Below are 18,985 nucleotides of genomic sequence, written 5' to 3' on the forward strand. Positions count from 1 at the left end.
TCCTTTATATACTTTTATTCTAAATCTTCAAGTGCTTGAATGTATTGTTTTATTTTTTCTGGATCATTTATGTGCTGTTTTATATGTTCATATAATTTTTGTCTTTGTTCAAAATTCTGGTATAATCCTAATTTTTTTTCATAATCTTCCACTAAATCGCCAGTTCTTCTTATATTATCATACACTGCTTGACGACTCACATCAAACGTATCAGCAATCTCACTTAAAGAATAATCTTGTAAATAAAATAATTCTAAATAGTTTCTTTGCTTATTCGTTAGTAATGATTGGTAAAAGTCAAACAGATAATTCATACGTATCGTTTTAATTAAATCATTTTGACTCATCTGAATTACCTTCAATTTCTGCTTCACTCTGATTTGACTCAGGTGCTTCTTCGACATTTTGTTCAATCATATCAGCGAATAATCCATACACATAGCTCTCAGGATTGAATGGTTGGAGATCATCTAATTTTTCACCTAAACCTACGTATTTAACTGGGATATGAAGTTCATTACGAATCGCTAATACGATACCACCTTTAGCAGTACCATCTAATTTTGTTAATACAATACCTGTAACATTTGTAACCTCTTTAAATGATTTTGCTTGTGACAATGCATTTTGACCTGTCGTTGCATCAAGACAAAGTAAAACTTCATGAGGTGCCTCTGGTACAGCACGTCCAATAACTCGTTTAACTTTCTCTAATTCATTCATTAAATTGGATTTGTTTTGTAAACGGCCAGCAGTATCACATATTAAAATATCTACGTCTTTACTTTTAGCTGCGTTAATTGCATCATACATTACTGCAGCTGGGTCTGAACCTTCTCTTTGGCTCAACACTTCAACACCAACGCGTTCGCCCCATACTTTAAGTTGTTCAATTGCACCAGCTCTGAATGTATCTCCAGCAGCAAGCATTACTTTTTTGCCTTCAGCTTGGTAACGATGCGCTAATTTACCAATTGTTGTTGTCTTACCAACACCATTCACTCCGACCATAAGGATTACATTTAATCCTTCATTTTCTATATTCATCACTTCTGAGTTATCATCATCTTGGTGATAGATTTCTACAATTTTCTCAACAATAACTTCACGTAAATCCTCTGTTTCAGTAATATTGCGACGTTGCGCTTCTTCACGTAATTCTTCTACAAGTTGCATCACAGTATTAAATCCAACATCTGCAGTAATTAACATTTCTTCTAATGCTTCGAAGAACTCTTCATCAACTTTACGATAACGTGCGAGTAAATTATTAAGTTGTGCTTGGAAATTCTCACGCGATTTTTCTAAACCAGCTCTAAATTTGGCACCAAGCTGTTGCGCTTCAATTTCTTCAAAATCTTCAATAGAGATTAATCCATCATCATCAAAGTCAGCTTCTTTTAATTTTTTAACTTTTTTCGCTGGTTTATCTTGAATTTCGGTTTCTCTATCTTGTGATGCTTCACCTTGTTGTTCTGATTGTTGTTCTGCGTCTTGTTGTTCTAATTCTTCAAGTTGTTGCTTTTGTTCTTCTGAAGGTGCTGAAAATTTATCTTTTAATCGTTTGAAAAAGCTCATGTTTGTTCCTCCTTAATCACTTCATCAATCGTATTTAAATTAACACTTACTAGTTTGGAAACTCCAGATTCTTGCATTGTTACACCATATAAGCGATCTGAGAATTCCATTGTACCTTTACGGTGTGTAATCACAATAAATTGAGTTTGGTCTGATAGATTTTTTAAGTATTGTGCATAACGTATCACGTTTGCTTCATCAAGTGCCGCTTCAACTTCATCTAAGATAACAAATGGCGCTGAGCGAACTTTTAAAATCGCAAATAATAATGCTATAGCACTCAAAGCACGTTCTCCACCACTAAGCAGTGACAAATGTTGTAACTTCTTACCAGGTGGTTGCACAATGATATCTACACCTGCAGATAGATAGTCATCATCTGTTAAGCGTAGTTCTGCTTGACCCCCACCAAACAATGATTTAAACACATCTGAAAAATATCCTTGAACGGCATGAAATGTTTCTTTAAAACGATCTTTCACTTCTTGATCCATTTCTTCGATAAGTTGTTCTAAAGTTGTTTTCGCTGCTCTCAAGTCAGCACGTTGTTCATCTAAAAATGTAAAACGCGTATTAATTTCTTCAAATTGTTCAATCGCATTTAAATTAACTGGTCCTAACTCTTCAATAGACATTTTAGTTAATTTTACTTTTTTGCGTAAAACGTCTATATCTTCATCTAAATCATATAATTCACTCGCACGTTCATATGTTATGTGATAATCTTCGCTCAAATGATCAATCGCATAATTAATTAATACATCTAAACGTGACTGCTCGGATTTAATATCTTGATAACGATTTTCTATAGAAAGAATATCTTGATTTGCTTCTTGAAGTTTTTGATCTGTCACTTCAATTGTATCATTCAATTCGAGTCTACGCGATTTAACGTCTTCTATGTTTTGAGATAATTTTGCTTTCTCGGCTTTACTTTGTTCCATATTATATTGAATCGTTTCAAATGCTTTTTCGCCTGTCATTTCATCTGAATTAAAGAGTTTAATTTGTTCTTCTAATTTTTGATGTTGCACAATAACATCATTGAGTTGTTTTGCTATTTTTGACTCAGTTTGTTTTTGAGTATTTAATCGTTCTTTTACAACTGCCAAATCGGATTGCTTTTGATGTAATTGTTGCTGGATTTGTGTTGTGCTTTCTTTACCTTCTTTAGAAAGTTTTGTATAAAGATTGATATCATCTTCTAATTTTTGTAGCTGTGTTTTGATTTTAGATAATCTTTGCTTTTTATCATCAAGTGTTTGTTTACTTGTTTCACTTTGGTAGCCATCATTTTTTTCAAATTCAAATTCTTCATGCTCGTCTTTTAAATGCGCTTCACTTTTACGTAATCTGTCTAGTTCTAATTCATAATTATGAGCACTTTGTTTAATAGCATTATAATGTTGACTTGTATCAAAATATTTTTCGCTCAGTTGATCTGACTCATTTTTAATATTTTGAAATTGTTTTTCAAATGCTAATGTTTGCTGTTGATAATCTTCGAGTTGGGCACGCATCGTTGTCAGTTCATCTTTTTGAGCTAAAATACTTTTAGATTTACGATCTCCGCCACCCGTCATTGAACCACCAGGGTTCACGATATCGCCTTCTAAAGTCACAATACGCGTACGATAACGGATTTTACGTGCTAAGTCGTTGGCATTTTTCAATTCATCTACAATTATTGTATTACCAAGTAAATTTTGAACTACATTTTGATAATCTGAATCTACTTCAATTGCTTGTGCAGCAATATTAATAAAACCCTCACTATTTTGTGCAGTTTTCATAATTTCATTACCAATTTGGCGAGGTTGAATTACATTGAGTGGTAAAAACGTCGCTCTACCGAAACCGTTTTGTTTTAGATATTGAATTGCCTGTCTACCATCTTTTTCTGAATCTACAATCACATGCTGTAGTGATGCACCAAGTGCAGTTTCGATTGCTTTAGTTAAATCGGATGGCACTTGAATTACTTCAGCAACTGCTCCACGTATCCCTGAAAGTTTATTGTCTTTAGCCTTAAGTATATGTTTTACACCATTAAAGAAATAGCTATATTCTTCCTGTTGCGTGGCCAAACTATCGATACGGGATTTTAATTTATCGTTAAATCTATACGCTTGATGCAATTTTTCTTCGTACTCAGATTGTTGTTGTTTAAGTTGTGTTAATTTCTTTTCATAATTATTGAGCTGTTGCTCAGATTTTTTCAATTCTTTTTGAGCCGTCGCGGTTTGTTTTTCAGCTTCATTGATGTCGCTTTGAATTTTCTTCAGTTGTTCAAAGGCTTCAAGTAATCTACTATCTAAACGTGATTGTTTCGTTTCATTTTCTTGGATGGTATGTTCTAAAAAGCGAATGTCATTATTTACATCAGATTGTTCAGACATGAGTTGATAATATTCATCTTTGATTGTTTCTAATTTTTCGTCATGTTGTTCATCACTGACATAGAGTTGTGATTCAAAGTATTGAATTTTTTCATTCAACTCTTTTTGTTGTTTTTTTAATTTATCTATTTGATTTTGTGCATCTATCTTTTCTTGTTTTAAGGTTTCTGTTTGTATTTTAAGACTTTCTTGTTCTTCTTCAAAACGAGCGTTTGTTTGTGATTGATTTTTCTTACGTTCTTCTAACACGTTAAGTTGTCCTGCATACTTTTCAACTTCTTCTGTCGCTTTAACAAGTTGAAAATTTAATGATTCAATATGTTCATCTAGTTGTTGTCTTTCAGATTTATATTTGTTTAATGCTTGTGTATATTGTACTTTCTCTGCATCTTTTGTAGCTTGATGACTCTTTAAATTATTTAAATTATCATCAAGTTCATGAATATTCTTACTATATTGTTCAATATCATAAACCGTTACAAGTACATCACTTCTTTCCATTTCTTTGGAAAGATGTTTATATTCTTTAGCAATTGCTGCTTCTTCTCTTAATGGTTCAACTCGCCCCTCTAAATCATATAGAATATCTTGTATTCTTGAAAGGTTATCTTCTGTTTGATCGAGCTTTTGTACAGAAGCAGCTTTGCGTTTTTTATATTTTAAAACTCCTGCAGATTCTTCTAGTATTTGTCTTCTATCCACTGGTTTAGCATTTAGTATTTCATCTACACGACCTTGCGAAATAATACTAAACGCTTCTTTTCCTAAACCTGAGTCTAAAAACAAATCAATAATATCTTTTAATCTTGCACGGTCATTATTAAGATAATACTCACTTTCACCACTTCTGTATAATCGACGTGTTACGACGATTTCTGTCGCGTCTAATTGTAACTTGCCTGAGCTATTATCTAATTTCAATTTAACTTCTGCATAATTTTGAGCTTTTCGATGTTCTGCGCCTGAAAAAATAATATCTTCCATTTTAGCGCCACGTAGTGATTTAGCTGATTGTTCACCTAACACCCATTTTATTGCATCTGTTATGTTACTTTTCCCACTGCCGTTAGGGCCTACAATTGCTGTTACACCTTCATCAAATTGTACATTTGTGTGCTCCGCAAACGATTTAAACCCAAAGGCATCTATTGATTTCAAATATACCATGCTATTCTCCTTTAAAGTGTTCCTTGCTGCTTCACAGTTTAGAAATACTCATGCATTAACCTGAAGGCTAATATATTTCTTTATTAACTACATTGCTATTGCGAAGGTCTTAACAATATATGATTTTTTTATCATATTGTTTTATAACAAAGTTATTTAGCTTTGTTTTTCATTGATTTATATGCACTTTCTGCTGCTTTTTGTTCGGATTCTTTTTTAGTCTTCCCTTTACCCTCTGCTACTGCAGCATTTTCTAATATCACTTCAGAAGTAAATAGACGATGATGCGCTGGTCCTTCTTCATTGATTAAACGATAAGTGACATCACCTTTATTTTGTTTATGGACAAATTCTTGAAATTGGGTTTTAAAGTCTACAACACCATCAAGTTCTTCATCTTCGACATACGGAAAAATAATTTGTTCTGCAAATTTCCACACAGATTCTAAGCCTTGGTCTAAATATAACGCACCTACAAATGCTTCAAATGCATCTGATACGAGTGAAGGACGAGTTCTGCCACCTGTTTTCTCTTCACCTTTACCTAACAAGATAAGTTCATTGATTTGAATTTTTTTCGCAAATATTACAAGTGAAGGCTCACAAACAATTGTTGCACGCATTTTTGTTAAATTACCCTCTGGCAATTCTGGATATTTATCAAATAAATAACGTGAAACCGTCAATTCTAATACCGCATCTCCTAAAAATTCTAATCGTTCATTATGCTCTAAACGATTCATATTAAAATCATTTATAAAACTCGAATGCGAAAATGCTTGCTGATATAATTCTATTTGTTTAAAATTCAAGTCTAATTCTTGCATCTTCTGCGCAAATTTTTTTCAAATGCTTTAACCATTTCTATTTTTTTATAATTGGACAATCTATTCCCTCCTCAGATTTAATGATAAAGTACTAATACCTTTATATTTTACGTGAAAATACAATAAAACTAAAGAAAAAACTGTCTACTGTATTTACGATCTATATATCTAGTGATAATCGTTATAGCACTATTATCTTACAATATAAATTCTGTTTAAAATCAATAAAAAATCTGAGCCGTCATCTCAACGACTCAGATATTTTTTTATTATTTTTCGATACTATTAATAAAGTTTACTGCGTCACCAACAGTGTTGATTTTTTCAGCTTCTTCATCAGGAATTTCAGTACCAAATTCGTCTTCTAATTCCATAACTAATTCAGCAATATCAAGTGAGTCAGCGCCTAAATCATCTTTGAAAGATGCCTCTTTAGTTACTTTTTCAGCGTCAACACCTAAACGGTCAACGATGATATCTTTTACTTTGTCGAAGTTTTCCACGTCGATTCACCTCCTTTAAAAAATCTTATTATAGACTTATATATTTTCCCACTTTATCAATTGAAATACAAGTAGTATTTCAATTGATTGTACTGTATAAACATTATATAAATGGATCTTATACAATAAAGTGTAGTAATGAAGTTGTGACACAATCATTTTAAATCTATACTTTATACCATATCATAATCTCTTATATGAGTTCAGAAGTTTTATAAAACAAGATTTGTCATGTTGTGTAGCACTTACTTACATATACATACCACCATTGACATGTATTGTTTGACCCGTAATATACTTCGCTTTGTCTGAAGCTAAAAATGCTACAGTATGAGAAATATCTTGGTCTTTCCCGAATTTAGCTAATGGGATTTGTTCTAACATTTTTGCTTTAAGCTCATCACTTAAAGCATCAGTCATATCAGAAACAATAAAACCTGGTGCAACAGCATTTACTGTGATGTTTCTTGAAGCCAGTTCACGTGCTGATGATTTCGTTAAACCAATTACACCAGCTTTAGTCGCAACATAGTTTGCTTGCCCTGGATTACCCATAGCTCCAACAACACTTGATAAATTAATAATTGCACCACTCTTTTGTCTTAGCATTTGTGGTGTCACTTTTTGAATACAGTTGAAAACGCCTTTTAAGTTTGTATCAATTACGTCATCCCATTCTTGCTCTTTCATACGCATAAGCAAATTATCACGCGTAATACCTGCGTTATTAACAAGGACATCAACAGAACCAAATTCGCTAACAACCGCTTTAATCATTGCTTTTACTTCATCACCATTTGCAACATTTGCTTGAATAGCAAAACTTTCAACGCCTATCGCTTTAATTTCTTCAACAACAGCATCCGCTTTTTCTTTGTTTCCCGAAAAATTCACAGCAACATTGTATCCTTCTTCTGCCAATTGTATCGCTATACTACGTCCTATACCTCTCGAAGCACCAGTTACTAATGCACTTTTAGTCATTTTCATTCCACGCTTTCATATCTTCTAATGTTTGAATCGAAGTTATTTTCACATCTCTATTTATCTTTTTAATTAAACCTGAAAGTACTTTACCAGGACCAATTTCAATAAAGTGATCTACACCTTGATCAATTAACCATTGTGTTGAATCAATGAATTGTACTGGTGAATATAATTGTTTAATCATATTATCCTTAATTACATTGGCATCTGTTTCACCTTTTGCATGCACATTTTGAACTACAGGGAATTGTGCATCATTCCAGTCAAATTGTTCAACATACTCAGCAAAATCGTCTTTGATCACCTGCATCATAGATGAATGAAATGGGCCAGATACAGCAAGTGGTAGGACACGTTTCGCACCTAATGATTTGCCTTCTGCCACTAATTTATCTATTAATGTTTTGTGTCCAGAGACAACGATTTGTCCAGGAGAATTTATATTTGCTGGTTCAATAATTTCTTCATCTGTTGAAAGTTTTTGACATATTGCATTAACATCATCAAAATCCAAACCTAATACTGCTGCCATACTTCCAACACCATCAGGAAAAGCGACGGCCATCAGTTGTCCACGCTTACGAACAATTTGAACTGCATCATCAAATTTCAATACACCACTCGCTACTAGACTCACATATTCACCTAAACTATGGCCCATTGTATAATCAGCATTTAGATTATTAAGTGCTTGTAATAAAGCTGAGCTATGTGTGAGCAACGCCGGTTGTGTATTTTCTGTTTGACCTAATTTATTTTCTTCATCTGAAAACATTGTTTCTAAAATATCAAAATCCATTTGTGCTTGTGCTTGATTAAGAATCGTTGTTGCAGCATCATTTTGATTAAATAAATCATTTGCCATCCCGACTTTTTGTGATCCTTGGCCTGGGAAGATAATCGCAGTTTTACTCATTTACTTTACCCACCGTTTCTCTCATAGTTTCCACAATATTTTGTTCTCCCGCTATTTTAGCTTGACGGATTGCTGAATAAAAAGCTTTCGCACTAGAACTACCATGTGCTTTTACTACAATGCCATTCAATCCTAATAATACCGAGCCACCATATTCTGCATAATCCATTTTTGACATTAAACCATTTAAGTCTTTACGTAATACAAATGCGGCAATTTTATTCTTGAAACTACTTAGAAGCGTTGTTTTAAGCATTTTACCCATCGCTTTTGCAACACCTTCTAAATTTTTAAGAATCATATTACCAGTATATCCGTCTGTAACTACAACATCAGCTGCGTCGTCCATTAAGCCTTTTGCTTCTACATTTCCTGTGAAATTGAAGACATTTTGTTCGTCCATCAAACTAAATGCTTTTTTAGTTAACGTGTTACCTTTAGCTGCCTCTGTACCAATATTCAACAAACCTACTGAAGGCTGTTCAACGCCCCTGATTTTTTGGGCATAAATATTGCCTAATTGGGCGTATTGTAATAAGTGTTCCGGCTTGGCGTCTGCATTAGCACCTACATCCATAAACACAAATCCTTTTCCAGAAATTGTTGGCAAAGTGAGGACTAATGCGGGACGCTCAACACCCTTAATACGTCCTACTATAAACAAACCAGCAGACATCAATGCACCTGTATTTCCTGCAGATACACAACCATCTGCTTCACCAGCTTTAACTGCTTCAGCCATACGTGCCATTGAGCTATCTTTTTTACGTTTAATCGCTCTAACTGGTTCATCGTCCATCGTAATTTCTTCTGTACAATGACGTACTTCTACACGACCATGTTTGAGTGTGCATTTAGTTTGATCACCAAATAAAATTATTTCTAAATCTTTAAAATCATTCACAGCTTTTTCAACAGCTTCTAAAACGATTTCAGGTGCATCGTCTCCACCCATCATATCAATCGCTATTTTAACCATCTTGTTCATCCTCACTTGTATAATACATTTTGAATGTACCTCTAAATACCAAAGTATCTTTGACATACGAATTTACTTTTATCATATAATATTTACTTGTAATTTCAATCGTTTGTGCGTCAGCACGTACTGTATCATTTAATTTCACTGTTTTTAAAAATGCTACATTACTTTCCTGAGTTAACACAACAGGTTTATGTATAAGCGCTACACACAGTGAATTCGCTTGTGCAAAAAGTACATGTCCTCTGGCAATTTTATTTCTAGTAAATACAGAATCTTCATCAATATCTATAATTGAAGTTGCGAGTTGATCAGGCTGAACATTTATTACATCGCCTATGATTTCACTACCATCAATGGATCGAATACTTTCATAATTTTTTCTTGCTACGGATTTAATTCGTTTTCTTAGTTCTGGAATATCTAAGTATGTACGATCTAACCTAATAGTTTGAATACTCACTGAAAAAGTGTACTCAAATCCAAATCTGTAATAAAGGGGTTTTTTTCAATCTCTTTTTTAATTGCTTCGCGTCGTTCTTGTTTTTTTAACTTCATTTTGTTCTAACCACCTAAATCACCTAATTTTTAGTACCAAGTCTTAAACATTCCTAACACATCATAACACTTTCTATTTCATTAGCTCAACAAAAAACATACTTCCTTAGATGTTTTTCATGTCAGATAACCAATATAAGAAATATTATAACGTTTAAATCGATTTCCAAGGGGGTTAATTATCAAAATAAATACAAACACTAATCATTCTATATAAATATTTATTAAGATATTGAATTAAATAAAATTGAAATGTATAATTTGAATTGTTTTAAAGGTGTATTATATTTATTTTTCAAAAATTATTCCATTAATTGGATAATTTATTTAGGAGGATCTAATGAAAAAAGTATTATCAACTACATTACTGTCATGTTCATTATTAGCCTTTACTACAAGCTATGCTCATGCACAAGAAAGTAATAGTATTAAACCTGAAAGTTTAGAATCATCAAATACCCCTACGATTAATAATAATGCAGATGTAGAACAATTTTTACAAAATAATGCACAATCTCTTGTTAATCAATCATCCAAGACCAAGCAAGAAACTATAAATAAAGAAGCTTTCAAACAATACAACGTAATAGATAAGCAACAAGATAAAACTGGTGTCACACATTACGCATTGAAACCAAAGGTAAACGACGTTACATCAGAAGGCACAACAATTAAAGTACATGTCAATAATAAAGGTAATGTAACATTAATAAATGGTAATGTAGATAAACCATACATAAAGGTAGAGAATGAAGCTAAATTATCTTCTGCTAACGCTGAAAATAAAGCTTTTGAAGCTATAGGTAAAGCAAAGTCTGATGTAAAAAATATAAAAAGCTATCCTGTAGTCAGTAAAAATAACCTTGATATAAATAGTGATAAACAAAGACTTGTTTATGATATCGAACTTAATTACATTTCCCCTAAAGCAGCACATTGGAAAATTCAAGTTGACGCTACTACTGGTGAAATATTAACAAAACAAAACGTTATCAAAAATGCAACAACTGAAGGTAAAGGAACAGGCGTTAATGGAGATGAAAAACAACCTTTAAGCGTTACAAAAGCAAATGGTTCATATTCATTACTCGATACTTCTCAAGATGCAGTTATAGAAACTAAAACTGCAAATGAGACCACAAATGCCTATTCACCTATTACAAATGACAGCAATAATTTCAATAAAGAAGATCAGCGCGCTGGTGTAGACGCTCATTACTACGCAAAAGAAGTCTATAACTATTTCCTCAATAAACATGATAGAAACAGTTATGATAATAACGGCGGTGACATTGATTCGGTAGTCCATTATGACAAAAGCTTTAATAACGCTGCTTGGACCGGTCAGTATATGATTTATGGTGACGGAGACGGCCAGACGTTTAAAGCATTGTCAGGTGCGAATGATATCGTCGCCCATGAGCTCACGCATGCAGTAACAGAACGAACTGCTGGTTTAGAGTATAGTCATCAGTCGGGTGCATTAAACGAATCTTTCTCTGACGTTTTTGGTTATTTTGTTGATTCAGACGATTGGTTACTAGGTGAAGATGTATATACACCAAATAAAGATGGCGATGCATTAAGAAGTTTAAAAAATCCAGAACAGTATAACCAACCTGCCCATATGGATCAATATTTACAAGGTAGCCAAGATAGTGGTGGGGTTCATACCAATAGTGGCATTCCTAACAAAGCTGCATACCTAACAATTAATGCAATTGGCCAAGAAAAAGCTGAACAAATTTATTATTTAGCACTCACACAGTACTTAACACCAAACGCCCAATTTTCTGATGCAAAAGCATCATTAAAAGAAGCTTCTAACCACCTTTATGGTACGAATAGCGAAACATCTAAAGCAATTGAAAAAGCTTGGACTGGCGTAGGTGTTAATTAAAACACTAGCAAACATTATACATTCTCGTTTCAGCGGGAGCTGGGACATAAATATCCCATTCTCAAATTTATAGCACTAATCTATTAATTTATAATAGATTAGTGCTTTTCTATTTAAAAGCGCGTGCCTTCCTAGGGTATCGGACTCGGACAGAAATCTAATTTTTCTAACAAGGTCTCATCGTATGAACCAGCCCAGCAAAGCCCCCTAGAAAATGGAATACAAGAGCTGAAGCTATTGCATAAGCACTACTTATCTTCATAAATGAAGTAGTAGTGCTTTAAAAACTTAGTATAAAGGCATTTTCAGTTCAGTCATCTACCGCCAATATAACAATAAATGCTGAGAGATTATTTACTTTACTCACCAACCGTTAAAAGTCTATAGCCAAAATAAAACACTTTCGTATAAATTCATTTTAGTATGAATTCAACGAAAGTGTTTTTATTTTATTCCCACAATTTGGGATTAGTTCATAATAGCACTTGTTTTGTTATTTTGTGCCTTCTTTATTAATCAAAACTCATATATAATAAGTTTTCTTCTACAAATGTTCTCAACATTTGATATTGTGATTCGAAAAAGACACCAGACTGAATTAATTCAGCCGCTTCATCTCTTGCTACTTCTAACATTTTATAATCTTCAACAACATTTGCGACTAAGAAGTCAGGCAAACCACTTTGTTTCACACCAAAGAAATCACCTGGACCCCTCATTTCTAAATCACGTTCACTTAATTCAAAACCATCTGTCGTTTGCGTCATAATATTCATTCGTTCAATACCCGTTTCTGTTTTCGGTGAAGCAATGAGTACACAATAACTTTGCTCTTCACTTCTACCTACACGCCCTCTTAATTGATGTAATGTAGATAAACCGAAACGATCAGCATCATAAATCATCATGAACGTTGCATTAGGTACGTTAACCCCTACTTCTACAACGGTAGTTGATACTAAAACGTCTATTTCGTGATTACTAAATTGCTGCATTACTCTATCTTTTTCTTCTGAATGCAACTTACCATGTAGTAGTCCTACTTTTTCAGAACCATAATATATCTGTAGCGATTCATATAACTCAACAACGTTCTGTACGTCTTCTAAATGCTCAGAACTTTCAATTAGAGGACAAATTACATATGCCTGCCTACCTTTTTTTAATTCCGAAGTCATTTGATTGAGTACACTTTCATAGGCTTCATGTTTGGACCATGAAGTAATAATCGGCTTTCTGCCTTTTGGTAATTGTTTAATGGATGACACATCCATTTCTCCAAAAACGGATATAGCTAATGTTCGTGGAATGGGTGTAGCAGTCATGAAGAGGACGTTAGTCATCGCACCTTTTTCTCTCAACAATTGACGTTGATTCACACCAAAACGATGTTGCTCATCTGTAATCACTAAACCAACATTATTAAATACTACATCATCTTGTATTAAGGCGTGTGTGCCGATAATACAATCAATTTCATTATTTTGTAGTTGTTCTAACAACAGCTTTCTCTTTTTACCTTTCACTGAACCTGTAAGTAACGCCACATTCATCCTGTCACCGAAAATTTCAACTAAACTTTCTGCATGCTGTTCCGCTAATATTTCAGTAGGCACCATCAATGCTGATTGAAATCCCGCAGTTTTCAGTGCATACATACAGATTGCTGCTACGACAGTTTTACCTGAACCTACGTCACCTTGTAAGAGACGATGCATTCTTATTGGTGCTTTCAAGTCTCTGAATATTTCATTTACACTATGTTTTTGCGCATCAGTGAGTTCAAAAGGAAGACTATCAATGAAATATTTCACTAAATTGATATTATAATCTACTTCAATCGCTTCATCTGATGTTTTTTCTAAGCGGTTTAACCATTGCATTCGTAATTCAAACATAAATAATTCTGTAAAAGCATACGTTCTACGTGCTTTTAACAAAGATGACTTATCTGTCGCAAAATGCAACGCCTTAATCGTATTCTCTAATGACTCTAATTTATATTTTTGTCTCAATTCATCAGAGAGCCATTCATGTATTGTGACTTCTCCCAATGATTGTCGAATCATATCTCTCAATGGTTTTTGTTTAATGCCTTCTTTAACACGATAAACAGGTTCAAATTGTGAGTTTTGAGACTCTTGTTGATTGAAGAACATCCTACTGCCATTTATCTCTTGCTTACTTCTATTCCATTTACCTTTTACCGTAACCGTACCATGCAATTCAATTTTCTTTTTTAAATAAGGTTGGTTGAAAAAAGTGCATTTTACAGCAATATTATTGACCATGATATGTACGGTTAACTTAGATTTATTACGACCAAAAAAAGCGACAGTAGGTGTCGAATATACTTCTCCTACCACTGTCACTGTCGCTTGATCTTCGGCCGTATTCAAGTCAATTACTGTATTATCTTCGTAACGGGTTGGTAAATATAAAATTAAATCCTCAACAGTATGGATATTTAATTCATTTAATACGGACAACCTTTTTGGCCCCAGTCCTTTTATCTGTGATAAAGGAAAAGGACTATCTATTAAATTGACTTTTGACATTTTTAATCACCAAATATTTCTTGTTTTAGACGCTGACCTGTTGGTGTACCAGCTAAACCTCCACGACCAGTTTCACGCAATGCTGATGGCATTGTTTGGCCGATCTTGTACATTGCTTCAATCACTTCATCTGTAGGGATTCTTGAAGTTACACCTGCTAAAGCCATATCAGCAGAGACAATTGCGTTTGATGCGCCTGCAGCATTTCTCTTCACGCAAGGCACTTCGACTAAGCCAGCTACTGGGTCACATACTAAACCTAGCATATTCTTCAAACAAATTGCAAAAGCTTCAGCCGATTGTTGTGGTGTTCCGCCAGCAAGTTCCACGGTCGCACCAGCTGCCATCGCTGCAGCAGAACCAACTTCTGCCTGACAACCGCCTGCCGCACCTGAAATTGATGCATTGTTGGCAACTACAAAACCAAATGCTCCTGAGGTAAGTAAAAAGTTCAGCATATCTTTTCTAGTAGGTTCAAGGCGTGGTTTGAGTCCAAATAATACGCCTGGTACTACACCTGCAGATCCGGCAGTAGGAGTTGCACAAATTTTACCCATTGCTGCGTTGACTTCGTTTGTCGCAACTGCTTTACTCACTGCATCCAATAAAGTTGGGCCAGATAATGATTTACCTGTCTTCAAATAATTTTTGATTAACACAGCATCTCCACCAGTTAATCCGGTAGTTGAAGTTACCCCTTCTAAACCTTCATCAAGTGCATTTTCCATCGTTTGTAAGTTTTTATCCATACCGGCATAAATATCAGCTTCAGATAAGCCAGTAACTTCCATTTCTTGCTCGAGCATGATTTCATGAATTTTTTTATTTTCTGTTTCGCATTTTTCTACTAATTCTTTCACACTTTTAAACATGCGTTACCCTCCATTAGGCGTCGCCCATGAGTGAAACTGTCACTACACCTTCGACGTTTTTAATTTTATCTATAATCTCATCTGTCACAGATTCATCTAACTCACAAGTCATTAATGCTTGGTCGCCCTTTTCTTTTCTAGAAACTTGCATACTACCAACATTAATACTAGAATCACCTAAAATATTTGCTACACGACCAATTGTGCCGAAAGTATCTTTATGAAAAACAAGCAGTGCTGGATAATTACCGCTAATCGCAATATTAAATCCATTAATCGCAACTACCTCTATTTTGCCGCCACCTATAGAAACACCTTCAACAGAAATTTCTTTATCCGCATCTCTCATATTAATAATAGCAGTGTTAGGATGTGATCTTTCTTCAGCCATTTCTATAAAATTCACTTTCATTCCCATTTGCTCAGCCGTTTCTAAGCTTGTTTGTATACGGTCATCATCTGTATCATAACCTAGTAAACCACCAACAAGTGCTACATCTGTACCATGTCCTTTGTATGTTTCCATAAACGAACCGTAAAGATAGATATCAGCTTGTTTTGGCAATTGATTAAACAAATCTTTTGCTACTAATCCAATTCTTACTGCACCAGCAGTATGAGATGAAGACGGCCCCACCATTGTAGGTCCTATAATATCGAAAACTGTTTTATATTTCATAATTATACCCCACTCTTATTTTTAATGTTTCTAATGTAATGCGCTTACATTTATATGCATGCAACTCATTATAACAATTAAGCTAGACATTATAAACCAATACTGGTTGCATTATCCTTATTTAAAACAAGAATATTGTTGTAGAAGGTTTAAATAAATAAAAATGTTTCCATTTAATTTAATTATACAAATTTTTTCATACGATAAAATAATTGCTATCAAAAATTTTATCCTTAGTAGACTAACTCTATATTTTTTAGTTTCTGAATTTTTCATCTAAGACGCCTGTCATAATGCGAATTATCCAGTATGAGTCAATGACTATAAACTGAGGTCATGCCCTAGATAAGCGAGGATGAAATTTAGAATGAAGCTGTAGTTATACCAACGTAAAGCGTACATAAAAAAATTGCCAACAAAGCTTTTAGACCTTGTCGACAACTTAAAATAGCTTCCTAAAATGGAAGCTATCCTTATATACAAGTGTTCAATAAATATATTTATTCTACAGAGAAAAGATACTGATATACAGGTTGTTGGCCATCATGTTGATCTAATTCAATTTCTGGATAAGATGTTTCAAGCCAAGTTTCAATATCCGAAGTCAATGATGCATTTGCATCTTCACCGACAATCATCGTAATGATTTCACTATCATCTTGAATCATTTCAGACAATAAACCTTTAACAGTTTCAAATTCATTTTCGTTACTCGTAACGATTTTATCTTCAACTAAGCCCATAAATGCGTCTTTTTTAATTTCAACGCCATCAATTTTTGTATCTCTTACAGCATATGTCACTGAACCTGACGTCACTGCTTCAAGTGATTCAACCATACGTGTTTTGTTAACTTCAAGAGCATCTGATTCATCATAATTAAAGAGTGCAGCAATGCCTTGTGGTAATGATTTAGTTGGGATAACTACAGCTTCAGCACCTACGATATCTGCAGCCTGTTCGCTAGCCATCATAATATTTTTATTATTTGGTAAAATAATTGCGCGTTTACATTGTGACTGCTCAATTACTTTAACAATATCTTCAGTTGATGGATTCATTGTTTGACCACCGCTAATCATATGTGTTGCACCCATTGATTTGAACAATTCAGATATACCATCTCCCATTGAAATAGCAATAACTGCTGTTTCAACTGTTTCAGGTGTTTGAGCATCACTTTGACTTACTTGTTCTTTTTTTACAACTTCTCGGTGTTGTTCACGCATGTTTTCTACTTTTAATTTAATAAGTTCTCCATACTGTTGACCATAATTAAACACATCACCTGGTTTTTCACTATGTACATGCACTTTAACGATTTCGTCATCGTTTATGACTAATAATGAGTCACCATATGTACTCATATCTTCTCTAAACGTTTGTTCGTCAAATACTTTTTTATTTTTACCGAAACGAACCATCATTTCTGTACAATAACCGTAAACGATATCTTCAGTATTAATTACACCATGAAAATCATGTTCTTCATTAACTAAAGAATCTTTATCTAATTTGGCTGTTTCAGCACTTACCGTTTCACCTTTTAACGCTTTAAGGAAGCCAGCATAAACGACAACTAAACCTTTACCACCGCTATCTACTACGCCCACTTCTTTTAATACAGGCAATAAATTAGGTGTATTTTCGAGTGAGATTTCTGCTTCTTCTAAAATATATGTCATCAATTCGATACAATCTTCAGTTTCTTCTACTTTGCGCATAGCAGCATCTGCAGCATCTCTAGCTACGGTTAATATCGTACCTTCCACAGGCTTCATAATTGCTTTATATGCAGTTTCTACGCCAGCTTTGAAACTTTCTGCTAATTGTTGTGCATTGATTTCATCATACGCTTCTAAATTTTTACTGAATCCTCTAAATAGTTGTGATAAGATGACCCCAGAGTTCCCTCTAGCGCCCATTAACAAACCTTTTGAATATGTTTTTCCTAGTTCACCGATATGCTGCGACAAGTTTTCTTCTACTGATTCTCTTCCAGATGTCATCGTTAAATTCATGTTTGTCCCTGTATCTCCATCTGGTACTGGATACACGTTTAATGAATCAACCAAGTCTGCATGATTTGATAAATTTTGTGCCCCTTGTATAATCATTTCGGCAAATAATTTACCATTAATTTTGCTAACCATTCCGTATTGTCCTCCTAGTTCTTAGTGCCATTATTAACTCGAACACCTTGTACAAATATATTTATTGAATTTACTTTTACTTTTAATGTTTGCTCTAATGTATATTTTATTGTTGACTGTAAATTGCTTGCTACTTCAGATATCTTAGTACCATAACTTACAATGATATACATATCAACATCTATAACGCCATTGCCTTCTCTTACAACAATACCTTTAGAATAATTTTCATGCCCTAATATTTCAGCAATTCCATCTCTTACTTGTTGTCTAGAAGCCATTCCTACAATCCCATAACATTCTACTGCTTTGCTACCCACAACTGAAGCTATTACTTCGTTTGAAATGTCTATACTACCATAATCATTTGTGATTTCTAATGTCATTTAAATTGGGCCTCCTAGTTTATGGTTGTTTAATTAACTATAAAATTAACAAATAATATAATTTATCTAATTAAGCAAATTTTTACATTTATCCACAGTTTATAATTATACCATAATTTGATTTTAACAAAAGTAGAATCTATGTAAATAGAAAAATTCATTCTTCTTATTTACATCTAATTTTATTTGTGGTACATTATTCAAGTATGTAGTAGATGCGTGTATTTATATTTATTAAAGGAGGTACTTTCATGGGCAAACAATGTTTCGTAACAGGTCGTAAAGCTTCAACTGGAAACAATCGTTCTCACGCTTTAAATTCTTCTAAAAGAAGATGGAATGCTAACCTTCAAAAAGTTAGAATTCTTGTAGACGGAAAACCAAAAAGAGTTTGGGTTTCTGCACGTGCTTTAAAATCTGGTAAAGTAACTAGAGTTTAATAAATATAATGCACGAAAAGACCAGTCCTTATGTGGAGGAATGGTCTTTTTTTATGCGCTCATTTAAATTAACTCATAAA

General features: G+C 33.8%; 14 protein-coding genes and 2 pseudogenes. 2 read left to right on the forward strand and 14 right to left on the reverse strand.

Annotated features, from left to right (window positions below; all coding sequences use genetic code 11):
- Positions 1-14: 14 nt before the first annotated feature.
- The 9 genes and pseudogenes from AOB58_RS03655 to fapR form a co-directional block, all read right to left on the reverse strand.
- Entirely contained in the window at positions 15-347 is a 333-nt protein-coding gene (locus AOB58_RS03655; protein WP_064782963.1) for a putative DNA-binding protein, read from the reverse strand.
- Positions 334-1,578 (reverse strand): signal recognition particle-docking protein FtsY, encoded by a 1,245-nt coding sequence (gene ftsY, locus AOB58_RS03660; RefSeq protein WP_021338725.1) that lies wholly within the window; start codon positions 1,576-1,578, stop codon positions 334-336. Before ftsY ends, AOB58_RS03655 begins: the two co-directional genes overlap by 14 nt.
- Positions 1,575-5,144, reverse strand: a complete 3,570-nt coding sequence (gene smc / locus AOB58_RS03665) for a chromosome segregation protein SMC (RefSeq protein WP_021338724.1) — start codon at positions 5,142-5,144, stop codon at positions 1,575-1,577. Before smc ends, ftsY begins: the two co-directional genes overlap by 4 nt.
- 152 nt (positions 5,145-5,296) lie before the next feature.
- Positions 5,297-6,030, reverse strand: a pseudogene (gene rnc, locus AOB58_RS03670) (ribonuclease III).
- A gap of 210 nt (positions 6,031-6,240) precedes the next feature.
- Positions 6,241-6,474 (reverse strand): acyl carrier protein, encoded by a 234-nt coding sequence (locus tag AOB58_RS03675; protein ID WP_002507883.1) that lies wholly within the window; start codon positions 6,472-6,474, stop codon positions 6,241-6,243.
- A 249-nt stretch (positions 6,475-6,723) separates the two neighbouring features.
- Positions 6,724-7,458 carry a 3-oxoacyl-[acyl-carrier-protein] reductase gene (gene fabG, locus AOB58_RS03680; protein WP_002507884.1) on the reverse strand — a complete coding sequence of 245 codons (735 nt, stop codon included), beginning with the start codon at positions 7,456-7,458 and terminating at the stop codon, positions 6,724-6,726.
- Positions 7,451-8,377: an ACP S-malonyltransferase gene (gene fabD, locus AOB58_RS03685; protein WP_002507885.1), complete on the reverse strand. Its 927-nt coding sequence runs from the start codon at positions 8,375-8,377 to the stop codon at positions 7,451-7,453. The genes fabG and fabD overlap by 8 nt, the downstream gene beginning before the upstream one ends.
- Complete coding sequence (gene plsX, locus AOB58_RS03690; RefSeq protein WP_002507886.1) at positions 8,370-9,356, reverse strand: phosphate acyltransferase PlsX; 987 nt, start codon at positions 9,354-9,356, stop codon at positions 8,370-8,372. Before plsX ends, fabD begins: the two co-directional genes overlap by 8 nt.
- A pseudogene (fapR, locus tag AOB58_RS03695) lies at positions 9,349-9,917 on the reverse strand (transcription factor FapR). Before fapR ends, plsX begins: the two are co-directional and overlap by 8 nt.
- Before the next feature lie 340 nt (positions 9,918-10,257).
- Here fapR and AOB58_RS03700 point away from each other — a divergent pair.
- Positions 10,258-11,817 carry a M4 family metallopeptidase gene (locus tag AOB58_RS03700; RefSeq protein WP_064782965.1) on the forward strand — a complete coding sequence of 520 codons (1,560 nt, stop codon included), beginning with the start codon at positions 10,258-10,260 and terminating at the stop codon, positions 11,815-11,817.
- Positions 11,818-12,329: 512 nt separating this feature from the next.
- Here the strand turns inward: AOB58_RS03700 and recG are convergent.
- The 5 genes from recG to AOB58_RS03725 form a co-directional block, all read right to left on the reverse strand.
- Positions 12,330-14,375, reverse strand: a complete 2,046-nt coding sequence (gene recG / locus AOB58_RS03705) for an ATP-dependent DNA helicase RecG (RefSeq protein WP_021338720.1) — start codon at positions 14,373-14,375, stop codon at positions 12,330-12,332.
- Between the two features lie 2 nt (positions 14,376-14,377).
- A complete protein-coding gene (gene sdaAA, locus AOB58_RS03710) occupies positions 14,378-15,247 on the reverse strand; it encodes an L-serine ammonia-lyase, iron-sulfur-dependent, subunit alpha (protein ID WP_002507890.1) in 870 nt (289 codons plus the stop codon).
- Between the two features lie 13 nt (positions 15,248-15,260).
- Positions 15,261-15,926: an L-serine ammonia-lyase, iron-sulfur-dependent subunit beta gene (sdaAB, locus tag AOB58_RS03715; protein ID WP_002507891.1), complete on the reverse strand. Its 666-nt coding sequence runs from the start codon at positions 15,924-15,926 to the stop codon at positions 15,261-15,263.
- A 500-nt stretch (positions 15,927-16,426) separates the two neighbouring features.
- Positions 16,427-18,079: a fatty acid kinase catalytic subunit FakA gene (gene fakA / locus AOB58_RS03720; protein WP_064782966.1), complete on the reverse strand. Its 1,653-nt coding sequence runs from the start codon at positions 18,077-18,079 to the stop codon at positions 16,427-16,429.
- A 14-nt stretch (positions 18,080-18,093) separates the two neighbouring features.
- Positions 18,094-18,465 carry an Asp23/Gls24 family envelope stress response protein gene (locus tag AOB58_RS03725; RefSeq protein WP_021338719.1) on the reverse strand — a complete coding sequence of 124 codons (372 nt, stop codon included), beginning with the start codon at positions 18,463-18,465 and terminating at the stop codon, positions 18,094-18,096.
- Between the two features lie 251 nt (positions 18,466-18,716).
- Between AOB58_RS03725 and rpmB the strand changes: the two genes are divergently transcribed.
- Positions 18,717-18,905 carry a 50S ribosomal protein L28 gene (rpmB, locus tag AOB58_RS03730; RefSeq protein WP_002507894.1) on the forward strand — a complete coding sequence of 63 codons (189 nt, stop codon included), beginning with the start codon at positions 18,717-18,719 and terminating at the stop codon, positions 18,903-18,905.
- Positions 18,906-18,985: the final 80 nt, after the last annotated feature.

Source organism: Staphylococcus sp. AntiMn-1, assembly GCF_001663395.1.
GTDB lineage: Bacteria > Bacillota > Bacilli > Staphylococcales > Staphylococcaceae > Staphylococcus > Staphylococcus equorum.